The organism is Actinoallomurus rhizosphaericola (assembly GCF_024055675.1).
GTDB lineage: Bacteria > Actinomycetota > Actinomycetes > Streptosporangiales > Streptosporangiaceae > Actinoallomurus > Actinoallomurus soli.
The window spans coordinates 46,004-62,157 of record NZ_JAMXMW010000021.1; the positions used below are offsets into that span (position 1 = coordinate 46,004).

Annotated in this window: 14 protein-coding genes; 9 read left to right on the forward strand and 5 right to left on the reverse strand. The window is 71.9% G+C overall.

Annotated elements, in window-relative coordinates; genetic code table 11:
* Nucleotides 1–52: 52 nt before the first annotated feature.
* The 3 genes from wecB to NE234_RS35510 are packed head-to-tail and all read left to right on the forward strand — an operon-like array spanning nucleotide 53 to nucleotide 4,018.
* Complete coding sequence (wecB, locus tag NE234_RS35500; protein WP_252785450.1) at nucleotides 53–1,120, forward strand: non-hydrolyzing UDP-N-acetylglucosamine 2-epimerase; 1,068 nt, start codon at nucleotides 53–55, stop codon at nucleotides 1,118–1,120.
* On the forward strand, nucleotides 1,113–1,787 hold the full coding sequence (locus tag NE234_RS35505; RefSeq protein WP_252785321.1) for a hypothetical protein: 675 nt from the start codon (nucleotides 1,113–1,115) through the stop codon (nucleotides 1,785–1,787). The genes wecB and NE234_RS35505 overlap by 8 nt, the downstream gene beginning before the upstream one ends.
* Nucleotides 1,784–4,018 carry a glycosyltransferase gene (locus NE234_RS35510; RefSeq protein ID WP_252785322.1) on the forward strand — a complete coding sequence of 745 codons (2,235 nt, stop codon included), beginning with the start codon at nucleotides 1,784–1,786 and terminating at the stop codon, nucleotides 4,016–4,018. The genes NE234_RS35505 and NE234_RS35510 overlap by 4 nt, the downstream gene beginning before the upstream one ends.
* On the opposite strand, the gene NE234_RS35515 is transcribed toward NE234_RS35510, so the two are convergent.
* From NE234_RS35515 to NE234_RS35525, 3 genes are all read right to left on the reverse strand, one after another.
* Nucleotides 3,948–5,072 (reverse strand): acyltransferase family protein, encoded by a 1,125-nt coding sequence (locus NE234_RS35515; RefSeq protein ID WP_252785323.1) that lies wholly within the window; start codon nucleotides 5,070–5,072, stop codon nucleotides 3,948–3,950. The two genes, NE234_RS35510 and NE234_RS35515, sit on opposite strands and share 71 nt — an antisense overlap.
* 128 nt (nucleotides 5,073–5,200) lie before the next feature.
* Nucleotides 5,201–6,634, reverse strand: coding sequence for an LCP family protein (locus tag NE234_RS35520; RefSeq protein WP_252785324.1), 1,434 nt, complete (start codon nucleotides 6,632–6,634; stop codon nucleotides 5,201–5,203).
* A 34-nt stretch (nucleotides 6,635–6,668) separates the two neighbouring features.
* Nucleotides 6,669–7,391, reverse strand: a complete 723-nt coding sequence (locus NE234_RS35525) for a TIGR03089 family protein (protein WP_252785325.1) — start codon at nucleotides 7,389–7,391, stop codon at nucleotides 6,669–6,671.
* A gap of 61 nt (nucleotides 7,392–7,452) precedes the next feature.
* Between NE234_RS35525 and NE234_RS35530 the strand changes: the two genes are divergently transcribed.
* Genes NE234_RS35530 through NE234_RS35540 form a run of 3 tightly spaced genes read left to right on the forward strand, consistent with a single transcriptional unit; the run spans nucleotide 7,453 to nucleotide 11,609 of the window.
* Nucleotides 7,453–9,516: a hypothetical protein gene (locus tag NE234_RS35530; RefSeq protein ID WP_252785326.1), complete on the forward strand. Its 2,064-nt coding sequence runs from the start codon at nucleotides 7,453–7,455 to the stop codon at nucleotides 9,514–9,516.
* Nucleotides 9,517–9,570: 54 nt separating this feature from the next.
* The gene (locus tag NE234_RS35535) at nucleotides 9,571–10,467 is read left to right on the forward strand and encodes a glycosyltransferase family 2 protein (protein WP_252785327.1); all 897 of its coding nucleotides are present in this window, start codon (nucleotides 9,571–9,573) and stop codon (nucleotides 10,465–10,467) included.
* Nucleotides 10,464–11,609 (forward strand): glycosyltransferase family 4 protein, encoded by a 1,146-nt coding sequence (locus NE234_RS35540; protein ID WP_252785328.1) that lies wholly within the window; start codon nucleotides 10,464–10,466, stop codon nucleotides 11,607–11,609. The genes NE234_RS35535 and NE234_RS35540 overlap by 4 nt, the downstream gene beginning before the upstream one ends.
* Nucleotides 11,610–11,639: 30 nt before the next feature.
* On the opposite strand, the gene trxA is transcribed toward NE234_RS35540, so the two are convergent.
* Together trxA and NE234_RS35550 are read right to left on the reverse strand one after the other, a co-directional pair.
* On the reverse strand, nucleotides 11,640–11,978 hold the full coding sequence (gene trxA / locus NE234_RS35545) for a thioredoxin (protein ID WP_252785329.1): 339 nt from the start codon (nucleotides 11,976–11,978) through the stop codon (nucleotides 11,640–11,642).
* 115 nt (nucleotides 11,979–12,093) lie between these two features.
* Nucleotides 12,094–13,041, reverse strand: a complete 948-nt coding sequence (locus NE234_RS35550) for a lysylphosphatidylglycerol synthase transmembrane domain-containing protein (protein WP_252785330.1) — start codon at nucleotides 13,039–13,041, stop codon at nucleotides 12,094–12,096.
* Between the two features lie 84 nt (nucleotides 13,042–13,125).
* Between NE234_RS35550 and NE234_RS35555 the strand changes: the two genes are divergently transcribed.
* The 3 genes from NE234_RS35555 (at nucleotide 13,126) to NE234_RS35565 (ending at nucleotide 16,154) form a co-directional block, all read left to right on the forward strand.
* Nucleotides 13,126–13,833, forward strand: a complete 708-nt coding sequence (locus NE234_RS35555) for a class I SAM-dependent methyltransferase (protein WP_252785331.1) — start codon at nucleotides 13,126–13,128, stop codon at nucleotides 13,831–13,833.
* Between the two features lie 103 nt (nucleotides 13,834–13,936).
* Nucleotides 13,937–15,052: a glycosyltransferase family 4 protein gene (locus NE234_RS45610; RefSeq protein WP_252785332.1), complete on the forward strand. Its 1,116-nt coding sequence runs from the start codon at nucleotides 13,937–13,939 to the stop codon at nucleotides 15,050–15,052.
* 49 nt (nucleotides 15,053–15,101) lie between these two features.
* Nucleotides 15,102–16,154 (forward strand): mannose-1-phosphate guanylyltransferase, encoded by a 1,053-nt coding sequence (locus NE234_RS35565; RefSeq protein WP_256529988.1) that lies wholly within the window; start codon nucleotides 15,102–15,104, stop codon nucleotides 16,152–16,154.

The window sequence follows — 16,154 nt, forward strand, 5'->3', positions numbered from 1 at the left end:
ATGGCGGGCGAGGTTAGGGATCGTCCGTGAACGAAAGGGAAACTCAACTGTGATCGCGCATGTACTCGGCGCCCGTCCGAACTTCGTCAAGGCGGCGCCGGTGATCGCCGCGCTGTCCGAGACGGGTCGCGAACAGCGGGTGATCCACACGGGCCAGCACTACGACGAGCGCATGTCGGAGGTGTTCTTCCGTGACCTGGGCCTGCCCGAACCCGACGTGAACCTGGAGGTCGGCTCGGGCAGCCACGCCGCCCAGACCGCCGCGATCATGGTGGCGCTGGAGAAGGAGTTCATCGAGCGTTCACCCGAGCTCGTCATGGTGTACGGCGACGTGAACTCCACCATCGCCGCCGCCCTCGTCGCGGCCAAGCTTCGCATCCCGGTCGCCCACGTGGAGGCGGGGCTGCGCAGCTTCGACATGACCATGCCGGAGGAGGTCAACCGCCGGCTCGTCGACCAGCTGTCGGACCTGTGCCTCGTCACGAGCCCGGAGGCGGTCGGCCACCTCGCGGCCGAGGGGGTCGCGGTCGACCGGATCCACTTCGTCGGCAACCCGATGATCGACACGCTGCTCGCGAACCTCGGCCGGTTCGACGCCGACGCCGTCCGGCGGGCGTACGACCTGCCCGAGCGGTACGTCGTCGCGACGCTGCACCGGCCCGCGAACGTCGACGACCCGGAGGTCGCGGCCGGCCTGGTCAAGCGGCTGCACGAGATCGCCGAGCTGGTGGACGTCGTCATGCCGGTGCACCCGCGCGGCCGTAAGGTGCTGACCGAGGCCGGGCTGGACGCCCATCCGCGCGTGCGGCTGCTGGAGCCGCTCGGCTACGTCGAGTTCGTCGCGGCCGTACGCGGCGCGGCGGCCGTCGTGACCGACTCCGGTGGCGTGCAGGAGGAGACGACGATCCTCGGGGTGCCGTGCCTGACGCTCCGGCCCAACACCGAGCGGCCGATCACGATCACGCACGGCACCAACCGGCTCGTCACCGCCGACGACGTCGTCCCCGCCGTCGCCGAGGCCTTGGCGGCCGGCCGCGGCGAGCGGGAGCACCCGCCGCTGTGGGACGGCCACGCCGGACCGCGCATCGCCCGCGTCGTGGAGGGGTGGCTCGGTGGCTGACCGGCAGGTGGCCCGACTCAAGGCGGCGCTGGCCGACCGGGAGGCCCGGGTCCAGATCCTGGAGGCGCGGGTCGCCGCGCTGGAGGGCTCCACGTCCCTCAAGGTGGGCCGCGCCGTGACCGACGCGGCCCGCAGGCCCGGCAAGGGCGTCGTCCAGCTGCCGCGCGAGCTGTACCGGATGTGGCGGCACCGGGGCGCGCCGAACGTCGTCACCTCGGTCGACGCGCGCGAGCGCCCGATGTTCACCGCGCGCGACGAGGACCGGCTCATCGCCGCGGCGCCCGCGACCGGACTGGTCGTCGCCGGCGTGCTCGGCCCGGCCGCCGCCGCGGCCCTGGGCGAGGTCGCGCACGTGGTGCCGCTGATGCCGCACGACGCCGCCCTCGTCCTCGACACGACCGACGTGGACCTGGTGATCGTCGACGCCGCCGCCGGAGAGCCCGGCGGCCCGTGGGCCTACCTGGGCGTCCCGGGCGTCCCGGACCGCGACCGGGCGCTGCTCGCCCTGATGGGCGTCGCCCGCGACCGGGGCCGTCCCGTCGTGCTGGCCGGCTCCGCGCCGGCGATCGCCGGGTTCGGCTGGGACGCGACGGTCCCGCCCGGTACGCCGATCGCCGGGGCGCTGCCGGGCCTGTGCGCCCGGTTCGGCATCGAACAACTCCCATGATCCTGCGAGAAGGAGAACGCGTGCGCGCGCTCGTGTACGGCGACGTCGACCTCAACCTCATCGACGGGTCCGCGATCTGGGCCCAGGGGATGGTGCAGGCGCTCCAGGCCGCCGGCGTCGAGGTGACGCTTGTCCTCAAGGCCCCGGTGCGGACCGGGCGCCTCGTCGAGCCGCTCGAACGGCTGGCCGGGGTGACCGTACGGCGGCGGCCCGAGGACGCGACCACCTCGCTGAGCGTCGAGGAGGCGGCCGGGCTGCTCACCGAGCTCGACGCCGAGCGGCCGTACGACCTGGTCGTCGTGCGCGGGAAGCGCCTCGCCGTACGCCTGACCGCGACGCCCCTGGCCGGGCGGCTGTGGACGTACCTCACCGACGTCCCGCAGACCGTCGCCGAGCTGGACGGCAGGACGCGCGGCGAGCTGGCGGCGGTCGCCAAGGCATCGCGGTTCCTGCTCTGCCAGACCGAGGAGCTGCGCTGCCACCTGGAGGGCGTGCTGCACAAGGCGGCGGGCAAGTGCGTGCTGTTCCCGCCGGTCGTCGCGCTGCCGGAGGGCCTGGAACCGTCGGCGGACAAGACGCCCGGGCGGCCGCTGCGGCTCGTCTACACCGGCAAGTTCGCGCCGCGCTGGAACACCTACGAGATGACCGGGCTGCCGCGCCGCCTGGCCGCCCGCCGGATCGACGCCGAGCTGCACATGATCGGCGACAAGATCCACCACGACCGGAAGGACCCGGGCTTCTCCCGCCGCATGCGGGTGGCCCTGGAGTCGACGCCCGGCCTCACCTGGCACGGGGGCCATCCGCGGGCCGAGGCCATGCGGGTGTCGGCCGGCTGCGACGTCGGGCTGTCCTGGCGTCATCCGGAGCTCGACGCGAGCCTGGAGCTGTCCACGAAGGTCCTGGAGATGGGGGCGCTCGGCCTGCCGGTGGTCCTCAACCGCACGCCGATGCACGAGAACCTCCTCGGCGCGGACTACCCGCTGTTCGCCGCCACCGAGGAGGACGTCGTCGACGTGCTCGCGGACGTGACCGACCCGGAGGTCTACGCGCTCGCCCGCCGCCGCTGCCTGGACGCGGCACGGTCGTTCACCCTCGACGCGGCGGCCGAACGGCTCCGCACGTACCTGCGGCAGGCGTTCCCGCCGCCCCTGCGCGCCGACGGGGCCGGGCGTACGACGCGGATCGTCGTCGCCGGGCACGACCTGAAGTTCTTCACCCGGCTGCTCGACCACATCGGCGCGCTGCCGGACGTCGAGGTGCGCGTCGACCGCTGGCCCGCCCTCGGCACCCACGACCCGGAGGTCAGCGCCGAACTGGCCGAGTGGGCCGACGTCATCATCTGTGAGTGGTGCGGGCCGAACGCCGTCTGGTACAGCGAGTGGCGCAAGAAGCACGGCCGTCCGGACCAGCGCCTCATCGTCCGGCTGCACCGCTTCGAGCTGTACGGCGCGTGGCCGGGACGGCTGGACATCGACCTGATCGACCAGGTCGTCTGCGTCAGCCCGTCGTACGCGGAGCTGACCCGCAAGATGACCGGCTGGCCCGCCGAGAAGATCACCGTGATCCCCAACTGGGTGGACGTCGCGCAGTTCCACCGCGCCAAGCTCCCGGGCGCGCAGTTCCACCTCGGGATGATCGGGATCGCGCCCTGGCGCAAGCGCCTCGACCTGGCCGTGGACGTCCTGGAGGAGCTGCGCCGCCACGACCCGCGGTTCACGCTGTTCGTGAAGTCGAAGCTGCCCTGGGACCTGCCGTGGATCTGGAACCGCACCGAGGAGCGGGAGGCGTTCGAGGCGCTGTTCCGGCGCATCCGGCGGTCGCCGCTGCTGGCGCGCTCGGTCGTCTTCGACCCGGCCGGGCCGGACGTCGCCGCGTGGCTGCGCCGCATCGGCTTCGTGCTGTCCACCAGCGACGACGAGAGCTTCCACCTGGCGCCGGCCGAGGGCATGGCGTCCGGCGCGGTGCCCGCGCTCCTGCCCTGGCCGGGCGCGGACACCATCTACGACCGGCGCTGGATCCACGAGTCGCCGTCCACGATGGCGCGGGACCTCGCCGCGATGGTCGCCGAGGGCCGCTGGAACGACGAGAGGGCGCAGGCCCACGCGGAGGTCGCGCGGTCCTACGCCCTCGATCTCGTCGGCGAGGCGTGGGTGGAGCTGCTCAGGCCCTCTTCGGCCGCCGCAGCGGCACGAACGCCCACGACATATCCGGCTCAAGCGCCCAGTGCATGAGTTTGCGCACCGGCGGGGTGCACAGCAGCGTCGCCACCACCGCGCCGGTCGCAGCGGTCAGCAGCACGCCGGGGATGGTGTGCAGGAACGACACGTCCCACCAGCCCATGTACTCCAGCAGCTTCGTGAGGAAGCCGTGCAGCAGGTAGGCGTACAGCGTCGCGGCGCCGAGGTTGGTGAACCACGTTTGCCTGGCCGGTACGACTGACAGGAACGCGGCGACCAGGATGGTCGCCGCGATCATGAGGCCCAGCCGCATGCCGGTGCCCGTGAGGTTGTCGACGTGCATCGTGGAGTTCGGGCTGCGCCAGTACACCCACTCGGTGGTCATGTGCCGGTCGGCGACGAAGTAGGTGAAGACGAACCCGACCAGGAGCGTCAGCGCCCCCAGCACCCGGGCCTTGGTCTGCTTGAGCAGGTCGAAGTGCTCCTGCTTGAGCACGAGGCCCAGGACGTAGAACGGCACGAGGCCGAACACGCGGTGCATCTCGAGCTCGTTCGGCAGGTCGCTCATGCCCGACAGCAGGGCGATCACCAGGGCGACCAGCACCGGCCAGCGGATCTGCTGCCAGACCGGCGTGGACAGGCGCCACAGGAACAGCGCCATCAGGAACCAGGTGAGGTAGTACGGGTCGAGCAGGCTGATCTGGAAGGCGGAGTGCCCGACCGCCCAGTGGTACGTGGAGTAGGCCGTCTCGAAGACGACGTACGGCACGCCCAGGTTGGTGATCAGCTTGCGGGCCTTGCCCCCGGAGAACGTGAAGTTCCGGGAGAAGTAGCCGGTGATCACGATGAACACCGGCATGTGGAACGTGTAGACGAACAGGTAGAGGGCGTGCGCGAACCGGACGTCGCGCAGGTTGACGATCGAGTGGCCCATCACGACCAGGACGATCGCCAGGAACTTGGCGTTGTCGAAGAACGGGTCGCGCCGGCGGCGCGCGCGGGTCGCGGGCACGGCGGGCAGGGCCGGTGAGACGGCGAACAGGTCGGGGATGGTGGTGGCTACGGGGTTCAGCGGGGGCTGTGCGGGGTGCGCGGTCGGCCAGGTCATGGGTTCCAGAGATTGGAGGCGGGTGTTCCGGGCCCCGGAAACCAGGGGTCGGGAAACGACCATACCGACAGTCGGAGGCACATGCAGGGCAACGGCCGTGCTCTGAGGAACCTTTCAGTTACTACCGGCTAGGACTTGTCCGAGCAGACGTCCGCGGCGGCGTTGACCGCTCCGGCGGCGGTCGAGGTGGGGATCGAGGTCGACTGTGAGGTCTTGAGACCCTCCCAGTCGGGGCCCAGGACGAGGTCGACGGTGCCGGCCGGGGTGTCCTGCCCGGCGACCGGCTGGGCGTTCGGGACGACCTGGGCCAGGGCGGCGGCCTGCTGGTCGGCGCCGGCGCCGTAGCGCACCTCGGTCTTGGCCGGCTTGGGCCCGGTCAGGGTGCCGACCTTGACGACCTGGTAGCCGCGCGCCTTGAGCTGGTCCCCGGCCCGTCCCGCGAGGCCCGGGGTCGCGGTGCCGTTGAGGACCTCGACCTTCACCTGCGCCGGCTGGAGGTTCACCTTCTTGACCTTGGCGGGGGCCTGCACCTGGTTGTCGTTGCGGATCGCGGCGAACAGGTTGTCCGCGTCCGGCTCCTTCCAGGCGATGCGGTTGGGGTCCGGCGCGTACGCCGTCCACGGCACGGTGATGAACTGCACCTTGCCGGCCGACATGCCCTGCACGCTGCCGGCGACCTTCTTCATCTCGTCGACGGTGAAGTCGTTGTCGGTGGTGACCGACTTGGTGGCGGCGTCGAGGAAGCCGAGCAGCTTCGACGGGTTGGTCAGCGTGCCGTTGCTCGTCGCCTTCTTCACGACCGCGCCGAGGAACTTCTGCTGGCGCTTGATGCGGCCGAGGTCGGAGCCGTCTCCGAGGCCGTGGCGCATGCGGACGTAGGCCAGCGCCTGCTCGCCCTTGACGATGTGCCGCCCGGCGGACAGGTACAGCTTGCTGCTCTTGTCGGCGACGCGCTGGGGGAGGCAGATCTCGACGCCGCCAAGGGCGTCCACGACCCGCTTGAAGCCGGAGAAGTCGACCTTGACGAAGTGGTCGATGCGGATCTTCGTCAGCGACTCGATCGTCCGGATCGTGCAGGCGGCGCCGCCGTTGTTGAACGACGAGTTGATCATTGCGACGCTCTGCGCCGGAATGGTGTGGCCGCTGCTCGTCTTGCAGGAGGGGATCGGCACCATCGAGTCGCGGGGGAAGCTGATGCCGACGGCCTTCTTCCCGCCCGGGGACAGGTGCAGCAGGATCATGGTGTCGGAGCGCTCGCCGACGTCCCTGCCGTACTTGGCGTTCGCGCCGTTCCGCTGGTCCGAGCCGATGAGCAGGACGTTCAGCGCGTTGTTGAGCTTGGGCGGGCGCTTGGACCCCAGCTGGGCGGTGACGTCCTCGTGCTTGATGTTGCCCTCGAGCTTGCGGTACGCCGCGTAGGCGGTGAGGCTCGTTCCGACGAGCACCACCGCCATGGCGATGGACGCCCAGCCGATGACGCGCCACCAGACCCCCCGCTTCGGCGGCGGGCCGGACGGGTAGTCCTGGTCCAGGTAGTCGTAGTCGCTGATCATCGGCCCCATCGGCTAGGCATAAGGTATGGAACGGCTGATCCGGTCAGATCACGGATGTCACATGTTCTACGGAGATTCTGCGCTCCAAACCTGACTTGTCGAGGTTTTGGCAGATTATTACCGATCCACCGGAGGTCAAGGGTCCGAGTAGACCTCTCAGGAGACCCTCAGGTGTGTCGAAGCCCACAGTGGTGAGCACCCGGGCACCCTCCGGCGTGCCCAACGCGCGGGCCTCGGCGAGGAGTTCCCTCCCCGTCAGGGTCCGCCCGGCCAGCTCCACCGCCGGGGCACCGGCGTCGAGCGGGCCACCGGAGAACCGGTCGCCGTACGCGCGCACCTCCACCGCGTAGTCCGTCACGCCGGGCGGGCAGTCCGCCAGCGGCGCGCCGAGCGCGTGCAGGGACAATCCAACGACCTCGGCGGCCGACGCGGTCGCTTCGGCCAGGCGAGCGGGCCCCGCCGCTACGATGTCGGCATCGCCCGGGATGGCGCCGTCGCCCACCGGCACCGCCGTCAGCCCGGCCGACCAGCATGCGAACAGCCAGACGGCGGTCTGCCAGTGCCCCGGAAGGGCGAGGGCCACCCGTCCGGACGGTACCGCACCGAGCCCGTCGACCAAGAGGTTCGCGGTCTTGGCCACCCAGTTGTCGAACGTCTTCACCGACAGCTCGACACGCTCACCGGTGGCGTCGTCGTAGAAGGTGACGAGCGGACGGGACGGGTCGGCGGCCAGGGCCCCGCGCAGGAGCTCAACGGGATGTGACATGAAAGTGAAGATTACGGCCACCAGGCCGTCAGGCTCCCGCGGCCGTTACTCTCCGGACTCGATGGACGACGACATAGACGGAGAACTCGGGGCGAACCGGGCAGACCTCCTCCTCGCCCGCGTGACGGTCGCCCCGGCCCTGCTCCTGGCCGCCTGGCTGGTGGTCGCGCTGCCGCTGCTGATGGCGGGGATCTTCCGCCCGTGGGCGGCGATCCCGCTGTACGTGCCGGTCGCGGCGCTCGCGCTGAGGTTCGGCCTGCGGGCGGTACGGCCCTCCGGCCGGCGGCCCGAGGGCCGCCGGGAGGGCGGGTCCTCCCACTGGCCGCTGATCTGGCTCCTCGTCGTCGCGGCGGCGTTCGGCGCGTTCCAGCTCGTGATGTGCTCCCAGCAGATCGTCGTGCGCCGCGACCCGGCGTCGTACTTCAACTTCGCGACCTGGCTGGCGCACCACGGCTCGCTGCCGATCCCGCAGATGCGGTGGGCGTTCGGCGGCGGGGACGGCGCGCTGACGTACGGCAGCCCGGCGTTCTACCAGCGCGGCGGCGTGCTGGTCCCGCAGTTCATGGCCGGGATGCCGCTGACCGTCACACCGGGCGCCTGGATCGGCGGCCCGTACGCGACGCTGGCCATGATGCCGCTGATCGGCGCGCTGGCCCTCATCTCGTTCGCGGGCGTCGCCGGACGGCTGATCGGCCCGCGCTGGGCGCCTGTCGCAGCGCTCGCGCTCGGGCTGACCTGGCCGATGATGATGATCTCCCGGTCGATCTACAGCGAGACCGGCGCGCTGATCCTCATGTTCGGCGGCGTGGCCCTGGTCCTCGACGCGGTCCGCTCGGGCCGTCGCCTGCCGGCGCTGCTCGGCGGCCTGGCGCTGGGCCTGACGATCCTCGTGCGCATCGACGGGATCCGCGACGTGCTGCCGGTGGTCGCGTTCGCCGGCCTGCTGCTGGCGCTGCGGCGGCGCGTCGGCCTCCCGCTGGCGGCGGGGCTCACGGCGGGCGTCGGCGCGGGACTGCTCGAGGCCGTCGTGATGTCCCGGCCGTACCTGCACTACCTCAGCGCGTCGCTGCACCCGCTCCTGTACATCGCGGTCGCGGTGGTCGCCGCCACCGCGGTCGTCGGCCTGGCGGTCCGCCGCTGGGGACTGCCGGACCTCACCCGGTTCCGGCTGCCGGACCTGGCACTCCCGGCGACCTTCGCGATGCTGGCGTTCTTCGCCGCGCGCCCGATGTTCCAGACCGTGCGCCGTGTGCCGAACAATCCCGACGACCGGGTGAACGCCTCCTTCATCGCCGCCCTGCAGAGGTCCCAGAACCTCCCGCTCGACCCGAACCGCCAGTACTCGGAGCTGAGCCTGCACTGGGTGGCGTGGTACATCGGGATCCCGGCCGTCTTGCTGGCCGCCGTCGGCGCCGCGCTCGTCCTGCGCGACCTGCTGCTGCGGCGCCGCACCGCCTGGCTCCTGCCGTACGCCCTGATCGTCTGGACGACCGTGGCGACCCTGTGGCGGCCCGGCATCACGCCCGACCATCCCTGGGCGAGCCGGCGGCTCATCGGCATGGTGATCCCGGGCCTGCTGCTGTTCGCGCTGTGGGCCGCCGCCTGGCTGGCGCGCCAGGCCCGGCGGTTCCTCCCGGACCGGCGGCGGGTCGCGGCCGTCGTGGCCGTCACCGGCGCGCTGCTGATCCTGGCGCCGACCGCGTGGGCCTCGGCGCCGATGTCCGTCATGCGGACCGAGGAGCGCGAGGTGTCCCAGGCGCAGGCGATGTGCCGGGCCATCGGCCCGAACGCCTCGGTGCTCTTCGTCGAACGCGTGACCGGTGACCGGTTCGCCCAGCTCATCCGCGGGATGTGCGGCACGCCCACCGCGCGTGTGCGCATCGCCGCCGGGTTCAAGAACCCGACGGAGAACGACGTCCGGCGCGTGGTCCAGAAGGTCGCCGCGGCCGGCCGCCGTCCGGTGCTGCTCGGCGCCGACTCCGTCGACGTGGCGCCGTACGGCCAGGCCCGGCGGGTCTTCCATATCCACACCCGCCGCGACGCGAGCACCCTGGTCTCGGCGCCCCGGACCACGTGGTCGCTGACGATCAACGTCTGGATGAGCGTTCCCGTGTACGGACGGTGAACGTTGCGTACGCTTGGAACCGTGCACCGGAGTGGGCGACTATCCTCGCCGGGCGTGACTACCACGCCCCACGTGACGATCGTCCTGCCGTGCTACAACGAGCAGGACCACGTCATCGACGAGGTCGAGCGGATCTGCAAGGCGATGGACGCCAGCGGGCACACTTACGAGTTGCTTGCCGTCGACGACTGCTCGACCGATGAGACACTCGCCCGGCTCGAGGCGGCGGCCCCGCAGTTCCCGAACATGCAGATCGTGCCGTTCCACCGCAACGGCGGCTCGGGCACCGTCCGGCGGATCGGCTCCCAGCAGGCCCGCGGGGACATCGTCGTCTGGACCGACGCCGACATGACCTACCCGAACGAGCGGATCCCCGAGCTCGTCGACATCCTCGACGAGGATCCGACCGTCGACCAGGTGGTGGGCGCCCGCACGAGTGAGGAGGGCACCCACAAGGTCCTGCGGGTGCCGGCCAAGTGGTTCATCCGCAAGGTGGCCGAGCGGCTCGCCGGGCAGAAGATCCCCGACCTGAACTCCGGGATGCGCGCCTTCCGCAAGGACGTCGCCGAGCCCTACCTGAAGCTCCTGCCGCCCGGCTTCTCCTGCGTCACGACGATCACCTTGGCGTTCATGTCGAACCAGCACGACATCCGCTACGTGCCGATCGACTATTTCAAGCGGGCCGGCAGCTCGAAGTTCCACTTCGTGCACGACGCGTACCGCTACATCCTGCAGGTGCTGCGGATGGTGATGTACTTCAACCCGCTGAAGGTCCTGATGCCGCTCGCGCTGTGGCTGCTGGGGCTCGGCGTGGCCAAGGGCATCCTCGACATGGTCCTGCACCCCCTGCGCTTCGCGATCAACACGGTGCTGATCTTCGTGACCGGCCTGATCATCGCGTCGATGGCGTTGCTGGCCGACCTGATCGTGCGATCGCGGGGAGACACGTGAGAATCGCCATCGTCGGGCCCGCGTTCCCCTACAAGGGCGGCGGCGCCCACCACACGACCGAGCTGGCGCACCGGCTGGCCGCCGCCGGGCACGACGTGACCCTGGAGTCGTGGAAGGCGCAGTACCCGTCCTTCCTGTACCCCGGTGAGCAGACGATCGCCACTCCGGAGGGCGAGCCGTTCCCCGGCACCCGGCACGCGCTGGCCTGGTATCGCCCGGACGGCTGGCTGCGGACGGGCCGCCGCCTGCGCGCCCAGGACCTGGTCGTCCTCGTCGTGCTCTCGCCCGTGCAGGTCCCGGCCTACCTCGGCATGCTGTTCGGCCTGGGTAGCCGGAACGACCGGGGGCCGCGGGTCGTCGCACTGTGCCACAACGTCCTGCCGCACGAGCGCAAGCCGTACGACGTGCCGCTGATGCGCCGGCTGCTGAAGGGCGCCGACGGCGCCCTGGTGCACTCCGCCCAGCAGGCGCAGCTCGCCCGCGACCTGGCACCGGGGACGACGGTCCGCACGGCCGTGCTGCCCGCGCATCTGCCGACGCCCGGCCGGGCCGGCGGAGCGCGCACGGGCGCGCCGGAGGGCCCGTGGAACCGCCTGCTGTTCTTCGGCATGGTCCGGCCGTACAAGGGCCTGGACGTGCTGCTGCGCGCGCTCGCGCGGGTGGACGACGTCGCGCTGACGGTGGCGGGGGAGTTCTGGGGCGGCGCGGACGAGACCCGCGCGCTGATCTCCTCGCTCGGGCTGGAGGAGCGGGTGGAGGTGCGGCCCGGCTACGTACCGGCCGCCGAGGTGCCCGAGCTGTTCGCCCGCGCGGACGCGCTGGTCCTGCCGTACCGGACGGCGACGGCCTCGCAGAACGTCTTCATGGCCTACGAGCACGGCATCCCGGTCATCGCCACGCGCGCGGGCACGCTCGCCGACCACGTCCGTGAGGGCGTCGACGGCGTCCTGTGCGAGCCCGGCGACGTCGACTCGCTCACCGAGGCGCTGCGCCGGTTCTACGCGCCGGGCGAGCCGGCGCGGCTGCGGGCGGGGGTGCGGCCCGTCGACTCCGAGCCGCACTGGACCGCCTACCTCGAGCAGCTCCTCACGGCCGGCCCGCTCGTGCCGAGCGGGGCCGACGGCGAGGCGCGTACGGTCTAGTTCCGGCCGATCGGCCGAAGCGCGGCGTGATCAGGCGATGTGGGGCGTGATCGACTTGAGGAGCGCGCGCTTCGGCTTGGCGCCGGTGATCTGCTCGACGACCTCGCCGCCCTTGAAGAGCAGGAGGGTCGGCAGGCCGAGCACGTTGTACTTGGCCGGGGTCGCCTGGTTCGCGTCGTAGTCGAGCTTGGCGATCTTGAGCTTGCCGGCGTACTCGGCGGCGATCTCGTCCAGGACCGGCGCGATCATGCGGCACGGCCCGCACCACGACGCCCAGAAGTCCACCAGCACGGGCGTCTCGCTGGCCAGGACCTCCTGGTCGAACGTCGCGTCGGTCACGGTGATGGGTTCGGCGGCCACGGGAGCCATTATCTCTCCTTCCGGTGCGCCGCAGGAGGCGGCGTCGGGCAACACGCATCTCAAGGCCGGCGGCCCCGGCGATATTCCAGCCCGGAGAGACTAGTCGACGGACAGCCTGGGGAGACTAGTCGACGGGCCGGCCGACCGGTTCGGCCTCGTCCTCGACGAGGACGGGGTGCCGGGTGCCGAGGAGCACGGCGGCGCCCGCCCACGCGAGGTCGGCGACGGTCAGCACGACGCGGGAGGCGAGCGCGACGACCAGCGGCGCGCCCGCCGCCGGCAGCACCGGCCCGAGTGTCACGGTGAGCGCGGCCTCCCGCACGCCCACCCCGCCGGGCGCGATCACGATGATGAAACCGGCCGTGAAGGCCAGGGCGTACGCCCCGGTGGCCAGGAAGAAGCCGTGCCCACCGGACGCGCGCACGAGCAGCCAGGTGTGCGCGCCGAACAGCAACCACCCCACCGCCGTCCAGGCCACCGCCTGGACCATCGTGCCGAGCCCGGCGGTACGGGCCAGCGGCGGGCGCCGGACGAGCCGGAGCGCGCGGTTCAGCGCGAACGCCAGCATCCGCGGGTGCAGCATCGCGAGGAAGATCGGCGCCAGGATGAGCAGCCACCAGTAGCGGCGCGTGGCGTCCGGCGAGGTCAGCGGCAGCGTCACCGCGGCCACCGCGCAGCCCGTGGCGATCGTGGTCACCATCGACAGGACGCCGGCGCTCGCGCCGCGATCCCGCGGCACCCGGTGCTCCTTGGCCAGCTCCATCTGGGCCACCAGCGCCCACACCGAGCCCGGGATGTACTTGCCGAGCTGGGAGACGAAGTAGACCCGCACCGCGGCTCGCAGCGGCAGCGGGGAGCCCAGGCCGGCCAGCAGACGGCGCCAGGCGAGCATCCACGCGCCCAGGGCGACCAGGCCCGCCACCAGCGCGGCGCCGGCGTACGGCCAGGACAGCCGGGTCAGGGCGTCGCGCGTGTCGTCCCAGCGGGCGAACAGCCCATAACCGCAGAAGACGAGCGCGACGGCGACCAGGGCGACGCGCGCCAGGCGGCTCGCTCGCAGGCGGGAGATCACCCCGCCAGACTAGTCGGTACGCGCCGGTGAACACTCGGTGATCAGCGGGTACGCGCTCCGCCGGGGCCGTACAGTAGGGACGCGATGAAACTCAATGACGCGAAGGCCTTCGTCGGCCATCAGGTGCACGTGTGCCGCTTCCGCGAGGCCGGGACCCTCCTGCGCTGGATGGGCGACGACCTGCGCGGCAAACGGGTGCTCGACGTGGCGGGCGGCGACGGCTACTGGGCCGGGCAGGCCCGCAAGCGCGGCGCGCACGCCGTCTCGATCGACCTCGCGCGCGGCAAGATGCTCTACGGCCGGACGCTGAAGCACCCGCCGGCCCTGATCGAGTGCGACGCGCTCAAGCTGCCGTTCGCCGACGACAGCTTCGACGCCGTCCTGTCGGTATGCGCGATCGAGCACTTCGACGACGGCGGCACGGCGCTGGACGAGATGGCGCGGATCCTCAAGCCGGGCGGCGAGCTCTTCATGTCCGCCGACGTGCTGAGCCGGTCGCGCCAGTGGCCGAAGCTTCGCGCGGCGCACTGCGAGAAGTACCACGTGCAGCACACCTACACGCATGAGAGCCTCGGCGGTCTGCTGGCCGAGCGCGGCATGGAGCTCGCCGAGTATTCCTACCAGTTCCGCAGCAAGACGACCGAGCGTCTCTACCTCTCCCTGTCGGCGTACGGCGGCCGGGTCGGGTTCAACGCCGCGGCGCCGCTCACGCCGCTGGTCGCGCTGGCCGACCGGCGCAGCCCGAACGACCGCGGCAGCATCGTCCTGATCAAGGCGCGCAAGAAAGGGTGACGTCCCCCTGTCGGCGATCGATCGGCGTAGGCTTCCGATCGGGGAGTGATCCCGACCACATCGGCACCGAACGGAGGGGGCGACTGACACCGTGGTGCCTCGTGTGCTTGTCGACGCGACCGCCATATCCGCCGACCGCGGCGCGCTCGGCCGCTACGTCGACGGGCTGATCGGCGCGCTGCACCGCGCGGACGCCGATCTGGCCGTCGTCTGCCAGCGGTCGGACGAGGAGCGGTACGGCAAGCTCGCGCCGAAGGCGCGGGTCGTCGCCGGACCGACCTCCATCGCGCACCGCCAGGCGCGCCTGGCCTGGGAGCAGTCGGGCCTGCCGCTCGTCGCCCAGCAGGTCGGCGCGCACCTCATCCACGCGCCGTACTACTCGATCCCGCTGCGCCCGGGCCTGCCGACCGTCGCCACGGTCCACGACATGGCGTACTTCACCGACCCGGAGGCGCACAACCCGGTCAGGACGACCTTCATCAGGTCGGCGACGCGCACCGCGGTGCGGCGCGCGACCCGGGTGATCGTCCCGTCGAAGGCGACCCGCGACGACCTCGTCCGGCTGCTCGGCGCCGACCCGACCCGCATCGACGTCGCCTACCACGGCGTCGATCACACGATCTTCCATCCGCCCACCGCGGAGGAGCGGCGGCGGGTCTCCGAGCGGCTCGGCCTGCACGGGCGGCCCTACATCGCGTTCCTCGGCGCGCTGGAGCCGCGCAAGAACGTCCCGAACCTCATCCGCGGCTGGGTCCGCGCGGCGGAGGGCCTGGAGAGCCCGCCCGCGCTGATCCTGGCCGGCAGCGGAGGCTGGGACGACGAGCTGGACGCCGCGCTGGCCGACGTCCCCTCCCACCTGAAGGTCATCCGGCCGGGATACCTGCCGTGGCCGTCGCTGCCGGGCTTCTTCGCCGGGTCGCTGGCCGTGGCCCTGCCCAGCCGGGGGGAGGGGTTCGGCCTGCCGGTCCTGGAGGCGATGGCCTGCGGCGCCACGGTGCTGACCACCCACCGCGCCTCGCTCCCGGAGGTGGGCGGTGACGCGGTCGCCTACACCGAGCCCGGCGTGGAGGACATCGCGGCGGCGCTGCGCGCGCTGATCGACGACCCGGAGCAGCGAAGGCGGCTCGCCGAGGCCGCGCACGCGCGTTCCCGAGAATTCACCTGGGCTGCATCCGCCGAGGCCCATCTGGCGGCGTACCAGCGCGCCGTCGAACAGTAAGGTGTTCGGCCGGTACCGATGAGGGAGGGGCACCCTGGAAGCGATCCTGCTGGTCGGAGGTAAGGGCACGCGGCTTCGGCCGCTGACGATCTCGACGCCGAAGCCACTGCTGCCGACGGCCGGGGTGCCACTGCTGGAGCACCAGCTGCGCAAGGCGAGCGCGGCGGGCATCCGCCGCGTCGTGTTCGCCACGTCGTACCGCGCCGCGATGTTCACCGAGGCGTTCGGCGACGGGTCGCGGTTCGGGCTGGAGCTGGTCTACGTCACCGAGGACGAGCCGCTGGGCACGGCCGGCGCGATCCGGAACGCCGCCGCGGAGCTGACCTGTGAGGACGACAGCCCGGTCGTCGTGCTGAACGGCGACATCCTCTCCGGCCACGACCTCGTGTCCCAGGTCGCCATGCACGAGAAGTCCGACGCGGCCGTCACGATGCACCTGACCCTGGTCGACGACGCCCGGCGCTACGGCGCGGTGCCGACGACCTCCGAGGGCAAGGTCATCGAGTTCGTGGAGAAGTCCCCGAAGCCGCCGACCAACCAGGTGAACGCCGGCTGTTACGTCTTCCGCCGCTCGGCGATCGACGCGATCCCCACCGGCCGCGTGGTGTCGGTGGAGTACGAGACGTTCCCGCAGCTGCTCGCCTCCGGTGAGACGATCATGGGGTACGTCGAGGGCGCGTACTGGCTGGACGTCGGCACGCCGGCCGCGTTCGTGCAGGGCTCGTGCGACCTGGTGCTGGGCCGGATGGAGTCGCCCGCCGTGCGGCCGGGCGGGGGCGTGCTGTTCCTCAACGGCTCGGTGGTCGCCCCGGAGGCCGCGGTCTCCGGCGGCACGACCGTCGGCGCCGGGGCCGTGGTCGAGTCGGGCGCGACCGTGGAGTCCAGTGTGCTGTTCGACGGCGCCGTCGTCGAGCGCGGGGCGCGGGTGTCGCGTTCGGTGCTCGGCCGGGGCGCGCGGATCTGCGCGGGCGCGGTCGTGTCGGACGCCGTGATCGGCGACGGCGCGATGGTCGGCCCGGGCAACGAGCTGCGGGACGGGCTGCGCCTGTGGCCGGGCGTGCAGCTGCCGGAGACGGCCGTGCGGTTCTCCTCCGACGTGTGA